Source organism: Pseudarthrobacter phenanthrenivorans, from assembly GCF_036455295.1.
Lineage (GTDB): Bacteria > Actinomycetota > Actinomycetes > Actinomycetales > Micrococcaceae > Arthrobacter > Arthrobacter phenanthrenivorans_C.
In genome coordinates this window covers 61,478-73,933 of the sequence record NZ_JAYXNX010000012.1, presented here as the reverse complement: position 1 = coordinate 73,933, position 12,456 = coordinate 61,478, and the positions used below count along the sequence as shown (strand labels likewise).

Annotated in this window: 9 protein-coding genes; all 9 read right to left on the bottom strand. The window is 66.0% G+C overall.

Annotated features, from left to right (window positions below):
- Positions 1-104: 104 nt before the first annotated feature.
- Complete coding sequence (locus VXJ37_RS15635) at positions 105-1,406, bottom strand: M18 family aminopeptidase (RefSeq protein WP_331323947.1); 1,302 nt, start codon at positions 1,404-1,406, stop codon at positions 105-107.
- Between the two features lie 22 nt (positions 1,407-1,428).
- Positions 1,429-2,832, bottom strand: a complete 1,404-nt coding sequence (locus tag VXJ37_RS15630; RefSeq protein WP_331323945.1) for an amino acid permease — start codon at positions 2,830-2,832, stop codon at positions 1,429-1,431.
- A 288-nt stretch (positions 2,833-3,120) separates the two neighbouring features.
- Positions 3,121-4,014 (bottom strand): ABC transporter permease, encoded by an 894-nt coding sequence (locus VXJ37_RS15625; protein WP_331323944.1) that lies wholly within the window; start codon positions 4,012-4,014, stop codon positions 3,121-3,123.
- Positions 4,014-4,937, bottom strand: a complete 924-nt coding sequence (locus VXJ37_RS15620; protein WP_331323943.1) for an ABC transporter ATP-binding protein — start codon at positions 4,935-4,937, stop codon at positions 4,014-4,016. The genes VXJ37_RS15625 and VXJ37_RS15620 overlap by 1 nt, the downstream gene beginning before the upstream one ends.
- A 123-nt stretch (positions 4,938-5,060) precedes the next feature.
- Positions 5,061-6,581 carry a bifunctional phosphatase PAP2/diacylglycerol kinase family protein gene (locus VXJ37_RS15615; protein WP_331323942.1) on the bottom strand — a complete coding sequence of 507 codons (1,521 nt, stop codon included), beginning with the start codon at positions 6,579-6,581 and terminating at the stop codon, positions 5,061-5,063.
- 22 nt (positions 6,582-6,603) lie between these two features.
- Positions 6,604-7,836: an MFS transporter gene (locus VXJ37_RS15610; protein ID WP_331323941.1), complete on the bottom strand. Its 1,233-nt coding sequence runs from the start codon at positions 7,834-7,836 to the stop codon at positions 6,604-6,606.
- The gene (locus tag VXJ37_RS15605; RefSeq protein ID WP_331323940.1) at positions 7,833-8,603 is read right to left on the bottom strand and encodes a DeoR/GlpR family DNA-binding transcription regulator; all 771 of its coding nucleotides are present in this window, start codon (positions 8,601-8,603) and stop codon (positions 7,833-7,835) included. Before VXJ37_RS15605 ends, VXJ37_RS15610 begins: the two co-directional genes overlap by 4 nt.
- Positions 8,604-8,748: 145 nt before the next feature.
- Positions 8,749-10,431 carry an ABC-F family ATP-binding cassette domain-containing protein gene (locus VXJ37_RS15600; RefSeq protein ID WP_331323939.1) on the bottom strand — a complete coding sequence of 561 codons (1,683 nt, stop codon included), beginning with the start codon at positions 10,429-10,431 and terminating at the stop codon, positions 8,749-8,751.
- Between the two features lie 25 nt (positions 10,432-10,456).
- Positions 10,457-12,445: a penicillin-binding transpeptidase domain-containing protein gene (locus VXJ37_RS15595; protein ID WP_331323938.1), complete on the bottom strand. Its 1,989-nt coding sequence runs from the start codon at positions 12,443-12,445 to the stop codon at positions 10,457-10,459.
- Between the last annotated feature and the right edge of the window lie 11 nt (positions 12,446-12,456).

Below are 12,456 nucleotides of genomic sequence, written 5' to 3'. Positions count from 1 at the left end.
GTAGCGAAGAGCCTACGTATGGCTTGCAGGCTGGGCACCAGTAGTGAGTACTCGCTTTTGCGGGCGCAATCACCGGGCCTGGACCCTGGCGGGGTTGGGCGCTCCTACGCGGCAGTCCTGAAGAACAGCTCCGCCACGGCCGCCAGGCGGAGGGGATCCTCCACCCCGCAGAGCTCACGGGCGGAGTGCATGGACAGCAGCGGCACACCCACGTCCACGGTCCGGATCCCCAGCCGGGTGGCGGTGAGCGGGCCAATGGTGGAGCCGCAGGGCACCACGTTATTGGACACAAACTCCTGGTAGGGAACACCCGCTTCGCCGCAGAGACGGGCCCAGAACGCCGCTCCGAGCGCGTCAGTGGCGTAGCGCTGGTTGGCGTTGATTTTCAGGAGCGGACCCCCGTTCAGCACTGGGTGATTGGCGGGGTCGTGCCGCTCGGGGTAGTTCGGGTGGACGGCGTGGCCGGCGTCGGCAGAGAGGCAGAACGACGCCGCCAGGGCCTGCCGCCGCTGGCTCACCGTGGCACCCAGCCCATCGGAGATGCGCACCAGCACATCTTCAAGGATTGGTCCGCACGCGCCGGAGCGGGAGTTGGAGCCGATTTCCTCGTGGTCGAAGGCGGCCAGGACCGCAACCGGGCCGCCCGTTGCGCCCGGCCCGGCGTGGGCGATCAACGCGGCCAGCCCGGCGTGCGTGGCCGAAAGGTTGTCCAGCCGCCCTGATGCGAAGAACTCCCCCTTGCCCCCGAAAACCGCGGGCGCCTGCGTGTCCGCGATGACGACGTCGTACCCGCCAATTTGGCCCGGATTCACGGATGCACCGGCGACAGACGCAGCCAGCACCCCCAGCAGGTCTGACTCGGAAGGATTCCCCAGCCCCCAGACCGGGTTCATGTGGCGCTGCTTGTCCAGGGTGAGGCCCTCGTTCACCGCGCGGTCCAGGTGGATGGCCAGCTGCGGGAAGCGGAGCAGGGGTCCGGTGGCAGCCAGGTGCTCAGTGCCGTCAAGCAGAACCAGCCGGCCCGCGAGCCGCAGCTCGCGGTCCAGCCAGGAGTTCAGCAGGGGGCCGCCGTAGATTTCCACCCCCGCCTGGAGCCAGCCATGCGCACCGGTGGTGGGCCTGGGCTTGAGCTTGAAGGACGGCGAATCCGTATGCGCGCCGAGGATGTTGAACCCGGTGGCAGGGCCCGCGCCCTCGGGGACCACCCATGCGATCAGGGCGCCGTCGCGGATGATGAAGAACGAGCCCGGGCCCCCCTCCCACGGCTGCAGTTCGTCCAGGCGGGTGAACCCGGCTTCCTCCAGCCGCCGGCCCCCCTCATGCGCAGCGTGGAAGCTCGACGGCGACGCGCTGACGTAGGCGCCAAGGTCCTGGATGTGGTCTGCAGCAGAGGGGGGCAAAGGCATGCTCCCGAGTCTAGCGCCGCGCCTACTCGGCGGGTGCCGGCGCAGGTTCAGTGGCCACCACCGGGGTTCTGGCGGCTGCGCCCTTGCCCCGGTAGCGGAGCACGCCCACGGCCACCACCACGGCGGCCAGCGCCAGGGAGAGCAGCAGCGATTCGCGCGTGGATTCCACGATCACCATGCCGATGAGCAGGGCCACGATGCTGATGATCGCTGCCCAGGTGAGGTACGGGAAGAGCCACATCTTCAGTTGCAGGTCCTGGGCTGCGGCACCCATGCGGCGGCGGAGGACCAACTGGGAGGCGGAGATGACCAGCCATACGAACAGTGCAATGGCGCCCGAGGTGTTGACCAGGAAGAGGAACACGGTGTCCGGGGCAATGTAGTTCAGCCCGACCGTCACGAAGCCCACCACGGTGGAGGCCAGGACGGCGGCTGCGGGAACGCCGCGGCGGGAGATGCGGGTCCAGGACCGCGGCGCGTCACCGCGGGTGGAGAGGGAGAACAGCATGCGGCTGGCCGTGTAGAGGCCGGAGTTGAGGCAGGAGAGCACCGAGGTGAGGACAACGACGTCCATGATGGTGCCGGCGCCGGGGATGCCGAACAGTTCGATGACGGCCACGTAGGGGCTCTTGGCCACGGAGGCGGAGTTCCAGGGGAGCAGGGTGACCACAATGGCAATGGAGCCGATGTAGAAGACCAAAATGCGCCAGACGGTGGACTTGACGGCCTTCTTGACGGCGTCGACGGGGTTTTCCGATTCACCGGCCGCGATGGTGGCGATCTCCGCGCCGAAGAAGGAGAAGACGACCACCAGGATGCCGGCCAGGACCGCTCCCGGACCGTTGGGCATGAAGCCGCCGTTGTTGACGAGGTTGCTCAGGCCGGGTGCGGGCACACCGGGGATGAGGCCGAGGATGGCGGCAACGCCAAAGATAAGGAAGAGGACGATGGCCGCTACCTTGATGGAGGCGAACCAGAACTCGAACTCGCCGTAGGACTTTACGGAACCGAGGTTGGTGAGGGTCAGCAGCACCATGAGGGCCAGGGCCCACACCCACTGGTCAATGCCCGGTACCCAGCGGTGCATGATGGCAGCACCTGCTGTTGCTTCGATACCGAGGACGATGATCCAGAACCAGGCGTAGAGCCAGCCGATGCTGAACCCTGCCCAGCGGCCCAGTGCCTTGTCCGCGTAGGTGGAGAAGGATCCCGTTTCGGGGTTTGCTGCGGCCATCTCGCCCAGCATGCGCATCACCAGGATGACCACCAGTCCGGCGGCAGCATAGGCGACGAGGATGCCGGGTCCGGCCTGCTGGATCGCCGCCCCCGAGCCGACGAAGAGTCCTGCGCCAATGACGCCGGCGATGGCGATCATGGACAGGTGCCTGGGTTTCAGGGATTTTGAGAGTTGCTGGTCAGCATGCATGGAAGCGCCGTCCTTGTTGGGGAAATAGCATTGGTTGAGCGACGTGCCGTGGCGGCCACGGGGAGACCGTGTGTTGCACCACATCGTCGTTTCACCCTAGGTCCGCCATTATGCGCCTTGCTTTGTGCAGTCCAACAGATCTGGTTGCGGCGAACAGGACGTGCCTCCAAGCCGAAACAACAGGAGGCAATGAAAGTTTTCCCACAGGCAAATTTGTAATGTGCCCGAAACCACGCGCCAGCGTCCTAGCTGGCCCGGGGCGCTGACCCCGGCGCTCGGAGCAACGTCCTAGACGTCGCGCCGTTTCAGCAGGACCGCAGCAAGCAGAACGGGGAGGACCACCCATGCGCCCAGGACCAGCCCCGCCTGCCAGGCCTCGAGGGTATCCGGGACATGCTGGGCGGCTGTCAGGGGGTCCACCGTGTTCCCGGGAAGGTACTTCCGGGCCTCCTTGAAGAAGTCGCCCGGAATGAGTTGAAAGGCGATGGGTGCCACGAAGAAGAGGCCCACCAGACTCATGATGCCGCCTGCGGAGTTCCGAAGCAGCGTGCCCAGGGCCATGCCGATTGCGGCGACGGCGGCCACGTAGGCGCTGTTGACCAGGAGGAGCTTCACCGACTGTGAACTTCCCAGGTCCAGCGTCAGGCCGTAGTTGTCCAGGATTGGCACTGCCGCTGCTCCCGCAACCCAGGTGGATACTGCGGTAACGGCGAACGAGGTCACCATCACCACCACCAGTTTGGCCGCGAAAGCGGGAAGCCGTTTGGGCACTGCTGCGAAGGTGGAGCGGGCCATGCCGGTGGTGAATTCCGAACTCATCAGAAGTACCCCCAGGGAACCCAGGATCAGCTGGGCAAAGGCGATGCCCGAGGTGGGGGCGCTCACAGCGAGATCACCGCCCTGGGCTGCTATCCGCGCCGCGGCCTGGGGGTCGCGCGTGGCGGCGTTCGTGAACTGGCCTGTCCCCCAGGCGGACAGTGCCCCGAACCCGACCATGACCACCGCCGTTGAGGCGAGAAGGATCAGCGTTGAGAGGAGACTGCGGAATTTGATGATCTCCGAATTGAGGACCCGGAAGAAGGTGGGGCCGGGCTGGGACTGCCTCCCGCCAAGGTGGCCTGCTGCGGAGAAGGAGGGCGCAGGTTCGTGAGGGGAAGTGGATTCAGTGGTCTGGGAGCTCATCAGTTGCCTGCCTCCGCAGCGGACAGGGAGTGGTATTCGACGTCGTCCTTGGTCAGCTCCATGTACGCCTCCTCAAGGCTGGCAACCAGGGGTGTGAGTTCGTAGACCAGGACCTGGTTTTCCAAGGCCACGGCGGCGATCGTTTTGGCCTGCAGTCCGGTTACTTCCAGCATCTCCCGTTCGGGAACTTCAATGGACGCACCGCGCGAGGCAAGCAGCCGCTGGAGCCTGTCAGGCTGGTCGGTCCGGACCCTTACCCGGGACTGTCCGCTGCCGGTGATGATGTCACGGATAGGGGCATCGGCTATCACCCTGCCGCGGCCGATCACGATGAGGTGGTCGGCGGTCTGGGCCATCTCACTCATCAGATGGCTGGAAAGGAATACCGTCCGCCCCTGGCCTGCCAGGTACCGCACCAGGTTCCGGACCCAGACCACCCCCTCCGGATCGAGGCCGTTGACCGGCTCGTCCAGAATGAGGGTCTGCGGGTCGCCCAACAGGGCGGCAGCGATACCCAGCCGCTGCCCCATGCCAAGCGAAAATCCGCCGGCCTTCTTGCGCGCCACCGCGTCCAGCCCCGTCATGCCGATCACCTCGTGCACCCTCGCTTTGGGAATGCTGTGCGTAGCTGCCATGGCCAGCAGGTGGTTGTAGGCGCTGCGGCTGGTGTGGACGGCTTTGGCATCAAGGAGGGCGCCCACCTCACGCAGGGGTGCCCTGTGCTGTGCGTAGGGCAGGCCGTTCACGGTGACGGATCCCGATGTGGGCCGGTCCAATCCCATGATCATCCGCATTGTGGTGGACTTCCCTGCCCCGTTAGGTCCAAGGAAGCCCGTGACCTGTCCCGCCCTGACTGTGAAGCTCACGCCGGCTACGGCGGTCTTGGCGCCATAGATCTTGGTCAGTCCGTTTGCCTCGATCATCAAAAGTCCTTTGAACGGCAGCACCGGGCTGCTGGACGACGGTGGGTGGTGTGCATTACCCACGCTACCGACGCCTGTCCTGCTTTTGCCCCTTCCCAGGGATGGATCAGGGATGAATCAGGGTCATCTGCCGGTCAAAGGCCAGCGATTCGGATCCGGGGAGTAATACGTAAGTGCCCGTGGCCGGACGCGGTAGGTCACGCTGCGGACCCCTGCCAACGCCTCGCCGTCCACTGCCAGCGCCATCGGTGCGCCGCCGGCGTCGATCCTGGCCTCCGTTGCCTCCCTCAGGTGCGTAATCCTGGAACTTGCCACGGTCCCCGTCAGGACGGACCACAGCAGCCGGATCCTGGCGAAGGTTTCGTCCGCGGTGATCATCCGGACATCCAAAACCCCGTCATCCATCACCGGCCGGATCAGGGGAGCGTGGTCACGGGGGTAGTAGCGCCCACGCCCCAGGTACGCGATCCATACTTGGTGCTGCGCGCCGTCAACGGTCAGCGTCGTCGGTGTCCCGGCCGCAAAGGTCCTGAACATTGCCACGACGCCCGCCAATGGCTTACCGAGCGCCGGCTGCAGGTGCTCCCGGCGGCGCACGAAGTTCGGGTAGAGGCCGATGCTGGACGTGTTGAGCATGACCAGCTCGGAAACTTCGGGGTTCCCGGCCAGTCCGCGTTCGGCGGTGACCACGCCAATGTCTGCCAGCGCGGCCTCACCGTTGCTGGCTGCCTCCACCGCGTCCTTCAGGCTGCCTGTCCCCGCGTCGCGGGCAAAGTGGTTGAGGGTCCCGCCGGGCAGGACCAGCAAGGGCAAAGAGCGTTCGACGGCGGCAGCCGCCGCAGCACCGACAGTTCCGTCCCCGCCCCACACACCCAGGGCACGGGTCCCCGGGAAGTCCGCCGTAGCGTTGATGCGCTGGACCAGGTCTTCATCCGGCTGCACGGTATTTATATGCGCTTTGGGAAATACTTCCTGGAGCGCAGCCGCGGTTTCTTCCTTGAAGGAGCCGCCCAGCGTGTTGACCACGATACTGAGGCCCGCTCCATCCGGCAGTTGCGGAGCGCTGGTCCAGCAGCGCGTGGTTTGCGGGATGGGCGGCCGGACCGGCCACCAATGGCGCGTCACCAGGGCGGCGCCTGCACCCAAGGCTGATCCGAAAAGGACATCGGATGGCCAGTGGGCGCCGGTGTGGACCCTCGAGTAGGCGACGCCGAGGGCAGCAGGTGCCAACGCAACTCCAAGCGCGGGACGGACAAGCCCTGCTCCGACTGCGAACGCAACCGCTGAGGCTGAATGCCCGGACGGCATCGAAGAGCTGGTGGGCTGCGGATGCACGAAGCGGAAGACGGGCAGGTGCTCGGGCAACGGGCGGGTGCGGGGAAGCAGCGTCTTGAAGACCACGTTGGTTACGGCGGAGGCCACCCCTTGGGCAAGAAGGCCGTGGAGCGCCGCCCTGCGCGTCTTGCCTGGAAACAGGGCAAGCACTGCCGCTGTTCCTATCCACAGCTTTCCCTGGTTGGCCGAGGCGGAGAGGCGCCGGAAGAAGACATCGTGGTCTCCCCCGGGGATTCTCGAAACATGCGCCAAGAGGTATCTATCGATGCGGCTGATCCAGGTCCGGCCCCGTGGCCTGCTGCTGTGCATGTGATCACCCTAACCCCAACTGTTACTCCAGCTGAGTGGGCTCCCTGACAGTGGACTCCTGACCGTCGGCGTTAAGGGGTTTCGCTGCCCCTGCGAGCAACAGTGCCACCAGGATTGGCACCATGATGGCCAGGAGTGCGGTATGGATCCCGATGAGGTCACCGAGGTAGCCAAGCAGCGGCGGTCCGGCCAGGAAAGATATATACCCCAAAGTGGATACTACGGAAACGCGGGCGGCTGACTGCCGCGGATCGTCGGAAGCAGCGGACATCCCCATAGGAAAGGCGAGGGCGGCACCCACGCCCCAGAGGGCTGCGCCAACCCCAGCCAGCCAGATATTGGATGCCAGCACAAAGAGGCCCAGTCCAGCGGCCGCGGCCGCCATGCTGGCGCGGAGTACCGCAACGCGTCCGTACTTGTCGATGACGCGGCCGCCGAGGAATCGCATTGCCGTCATGGCAAGGACGAACAGGGCGAACATCAGGGCGCCGGTGGATTCCGAGGTGGCAAGGCCGTCAACTGACGCCTTGGCGATCCAGTCATTGCCGGCGCCTTCGGTCAGGGTGGCACCCAGGACCACCACTCCGATGAGCAGCGTCCTGCCGTCCCGCCACGCGGACGGTCCCTTGGCTGGTTTCAGCTCCCCGTCGACGGCAGCCGACGATGCGTGGGGAAGGAAGTAGCGGGGCACGGTCAAGGCCACCAGCACCACGACGGCTGCGATCACCAGGAGGTGCAGCGGCAGGTCGACTCCCAGCGTGGACAGCGCCGCCCCGACGAGGGCCCCTACGAAGGCGCCACCGCTGAAGGCAGCATGGAACTGGGGCATGATGGTCCGCCGGAGCTTGTGCTCCACGTCCGCGCCTTCGATGTTCTGCGCCACGTCCCACAGTCCGATGCCGATGCCGAAGAAGAACAGTGACACCGCCGTCCCGGGAACGGACGTGGCCGAAAGCGACAATGCGATGCCCACACCTGCGGCTGCAGCGAGGAGTCCAGCGAAGCGCACGGTGTTGGCCGTGCCGATCCTGCCCACCACCAGCCCGGCGGTGGGAAGCGCAAGCAGGGAGCCCATGGCCGTGCAGAGCAGGAGGGTGCCCATTTGGCCGGAGGTGATGTGCAGCGTCTGGGTAACGGCAGGGATCCTGGCCGCCCAGCTGGCAAAGACCAGCCCGTTGATACCGAAGACCACGAACGTGGCTGTGGCGGCGGCTTTCAATCCTGCGTGCTGCTCCATACCGGTGTTGGTGCTCATACGCTCACTACTTCCACAGAGTACTTATCGAATTCGGCTTGGTCCTGCGTGCTGAACTTCCGGTCCGTGACGATGACGTCCACCCGGTCCAGGCCTGCCACGAGCACCCGGGCGCTGGCCTCCCACTTCGATGCTGAGGCGGCCACCACCACCCGTGCCGCTGATTCAAGGCCGGCTCTCTTGATGGCCGCATCCTCCAGGTCATGTGCCAGCAGCCCGTCCTTGAAATCCACCGCACAGGGTGTGACCACGGCAGCATCAAAGCGCAGTGACCTGATATTGGATTCGGCCAGCGGCCCGCGGAAACAAAGTTCCCCGGGCACCACACTGCCGCCGGGCAGCAGGAGTGCAGCGCCGGGCCCTGCACCGCCGCCCTCTGCTGCCGCATTGAGCGCCTGCAGGGACATAGGCATCAGCGTCAGATCGCGTCCCGCCATGGCCCGCGCCACAGCGGTGGCTGTGCTTCCGCTGTCCAGCCAGATGTGTTCGCGGTCAGCCAGCAGGCGGGCAACCCCCACAGCTATGCGGCTCTTCGCTTCACGGTCTTCCAGGTCACGCTGCCCGTAGCCGGGATTCCCCCCATGTCCAATGAGGCTTCTGGCGCCGCCGTGGACCCTCCGGAGAACGCCATGGCCTGCCAGCACCTCCAGGTCGCGGCGGATGGTTGCTCCTGAAGCAGCACAGGCCTGCATGAGCTCTTCCACGCTTGCCTCGGGTTGCCGCCGGAGTATGTCCGTGATGGTCCGGTGCCGCTCATCGGTCTTCATGATCAAATGCTAACCAACAATGATCATTTGATCACCAAAAGAGAAATGTTCACCGGTTGCTCTATCAGATATGGCGGCTAAACCCCCTGATTAGCAGCCATATCTGATAGAGCAACGGAGAAGTGCCCAGGCCGAGCAAGTCCGATCAGCGGGCGCGTTCAACCCGCTTCTCATCCCACACCGGCTCAGCCGATTCGTATACTTTCCCGTCTGATCCGAATACCAGGAACCGGTCGAACGTCCGCGCGAACCAGCGGTCGTGGGTCACTGCGAGGACAGTTCCTTCGAAGTGGTCGATGGCCCGCTCCAGGGCCTCCGCCGAGTGCAGGTCAAGGTTGTCGGTGGGCTCATCCAGGAGCAGCAGCGTGGCCCCGCTCAGCTGCAGGAGCAGGATCTGGAAGCGGGCCTGCTGGCCGCCGGAGAGGGACTCGTACCTCTGCTCGGACTGCCCCGCCAGGCCGTAGCCGTCCAAGGCACCGGCGGCAGCCTCACGGCCCAGGCCGGACCGGTGTTCGTCGCCCCGGTGCAGGATGTCCAGCAGGGTCTTGCCCAGGAGATCAGGCCGGACGTGGGTCTGGGCAAAGAACCCGGGACGGATCCGCGCACCAAGCTTCACCGTGCCTTCGTGCGGTACTTCTGCAATCACCACATCCGAGACCGGCAGGTGCTTGCGTTCAGGGTCCGTGCCGCCGGTGGCGAGCAGGCGCAGGAAATGGGACTTGCCGGAGCCGTTGGAGCCCAGGACGCCCACGCGGTCACCGAACCACACCTCCGTGGAGAACGGTTTCATGAGCCCGGTCAGCTCCAGCCGCTCCGCCACGATGGCCCGTTTAGCGGTCCGCCCGCCCTTGAGCCGCATCTGGACGTTCTGCTCGACGGGCAACGCCTCCGGCGGACCGGCCTCAAGGAACTTGGCCAGCCTGGTCTGGGCCGCATGGTACCGGTTAGCCATGTCCGAGCGGAAGGCAGCCTTGTTCTTGTACATGTTGACGAGTTCCTTGAGCTTGATGTGCTCCTCGTCCCAGCGCTTGCGGAGCTCTTCGAAGCGGGCGTTCCGGTCCGCCCGGGCGTCGACATAGGAAGCGAATCCGCCGCCGTGGATCCATGCGGACGCGCCATTGATCCCCGGCTCCAGCGTGACAATCCGTCCCGCGGCGTTATTCAGCAGCTCGCGGTCGTGGCTGATGAAAAAAACGGTCTTCTTTGAGTCGTTGAGCTTTTCCTCGAGCCAGCGCTTGCCTGGCACGTCCAGGTAGTTGTCCGGTTCGTCCAGCAGCAGCAGATCGTCCGGCCCGGCGAACAGTGCCTCAAGCACCAAACGTTTCTGCTCACCGCCGGAAAGACTCGACGCCGGGCGGTGCTGTGCGCGGTCGAACGGCAGTCCCAGGGCTGCCATGCAGACCTCGTCCCAAACGGTTTCCAAGTCGTAGCCGCCGGCATCCCCCCAGTCCGCGATCGCCTGGGCGTACCGCATCTGGGTGGGTTCGTCGTCGTGCTCCATCATGGCCAGCTCCGCATCGTCAACCTCGCGGGCAGCGGCCGCGAGGGCCGGGGGAGCGGCGGTCACCAGGAGGTCCCTGACGGTGGAATCATCCCGGACCTGGCCCACGAACTGCCGCATGATGCCCATGTTTCCGGACCGTCCAACGACGCCCTCGTCGGGCACCAGGTCCCCCGCGATGATCCTGAACAGTGTGGTCTTGCCCGTTCCGTTAGGCCCGATCAGGGCGGTCTTGGTGCCGTCCGGCACCTTGAAGGTGACCCCGTTCAGGAGCTGGGTGCCATCGGAGAGGAAGTAGTCAATGCCGGAAACGTCAATATGGGCCACGCCGTCAATCCTCCCATGCCTGTTCCTAGCCGGCGCCGGTGAGGAACTGCTTCAGCAGCGGACCGGAGGTGGTGGCACCCAGGCCGCCGTCCTCCACGAACACGGCAACCGCCAGGTCACCATGGGTGGCAACAATCCAGGCGTGGGTCTTGGGGGGATCCTCCGTGCCGAACTCCGCCGTTCCGGTCTTGGCACCCACAGGTGCGCCGGGAACGCTGGCGAGGAAGCCCGCGTGGCCGGAGGTGACCACTGCACGCATCATGTCAGCCAGCGATGCCGCCTCTGCTGCCGTAATGGGCTTATCCGACGCCGTGGAGGGCGCTTCCGCTGTGGCGGTCGCCGATGGTGCGGCAGCCGGAGCGGTGGACCCGGCCGTCGTCCCGGCGGCGGGAGCACCGGCGTCGGGGTTCAGGACCAGCTGCGCCGACACCGGGGCCCCCTTGGCCACGGAACCGGCCATGATCGCTGCAGCCAGCGGGGAGAGCAGCACCTTGCCCTGGCCGATCATCGACGCGGCGTGTTCGGTCCCCTGCGCCTCGCCCGGGACGGATCCCAGGAAGGCTTCCGCGCCGAGTTTCGGGGCCTCCACTGCCACGCCCATGGACGTGGCGGCAGCCTCAAGCTGGCCCTGGGACACTGAGTCCCGCTGGGAGATGAAGGCCGTGTTGCAGGAGTGCGCAAAGGCATCCCGCAGCGTCACAGCACCCAACGAGCTCGCGGGGTAGCCCTCGGAGTTCTTGAAGGTGCGCCCGTCCACTGTGAGCGTGGGCGTGCATTGGACCGTGGAGTCCGGGGTCATGCCGTTGCGGAACATGGCCAGCGAATCCACCATCTTGAAGATGGAACCCGGTGCATACTGTCCCAGCATCGCGGTGTTGTAGCCGTTGCTGCCCGGGCCGGATGCTGCAGCGAGCACAGCGCCGGTGGAGGGACGCAGGGCCACGATGGCTGACGCAGGCCCCACCCCTTCCAGGGTGCTTTCCGCCAGCGTCTGCAGCCGCGGATCCAGCGTGGTCTTCAGGGGGGTGCCGGGTTTGGGCTCCACCTGGAAGAGCACGCGCCGGGGATCCGTGCCTGCGGACTGGATCTGTTCGCGGGTCAGGTCGGCGCGCTGGGCGCGAATCACCACGGCGTCTGATCCGCGGAGCTGCTCATCGTACTGCTGCTGGAGACCGCCGGTACCGGTGACGTCGCCCGGGGTCAGGGCGCCGTTTGAGGCCTGGATCTGCTCCGCAGAGGCTTCGCCCACGGAGCCAAGGACGGGGCGGGCGAAGGTCCGGCTGGGGGCCAGGGGGATGGAGTCGGGTATGCCGCGGGCACCCGGGATGGCCTGGATCTGCTGATCAGAGATGGTGCGGCCTTCTTCCCGCAGGGTGATGGCGGAAACGAAGGCCTGTTCCCCGGCTGCCTTGACCTGCTGCACATACGCGGCCGGATCCACCCCCACCAGTGCGGCAAGCTTGCCGGCTGAGTCGGCCGGATCCGCCCCGCCCAGCAGCGGTTTGTCGATGCCGACGTTCACCACGGGGCGATAGGTCACCAGCGGCACATCGCCGGCGCCCAGGATGTCGGCGCGTTTGGGGGACTGGGAGCCCTTGGTCACGATCTCGCCGTCCGCGAGGCCGGGCGCCAGCATGGCCGGGGTCCAGGCGGTGAGCCACTTGTCGCCGGACTTCCTGAAGTTCGCCGCGATGGTGTACTTCCACTCGGCGTCGCCGAACTTCCAGGTGTAGTCCAGTGGCGCGGATGCTTTGTCCCCGTCCAGCGTGAGTCCGCCTGCCCGGACGGTCGGCTTTTGCGGGTCCAGCGCTGCGAAAACCTGGTGGAGCTGATCGTTGGCGGCGGCGGCGTCCTTGCCGTCGAAAGCAACGGATCCTACATCCAGCGCTGAGACCGCACCGGCCAATTGCTGTGCGGCGGCTTCGGCACCGGATTTTCCGTCATCGCAGGCCACCAGTGTGGTTCCAAGAATGAGCGCAGCTATGGCAAGCGAAAGTTTTGTTGAGTTCCCCATCGCGCCATTAT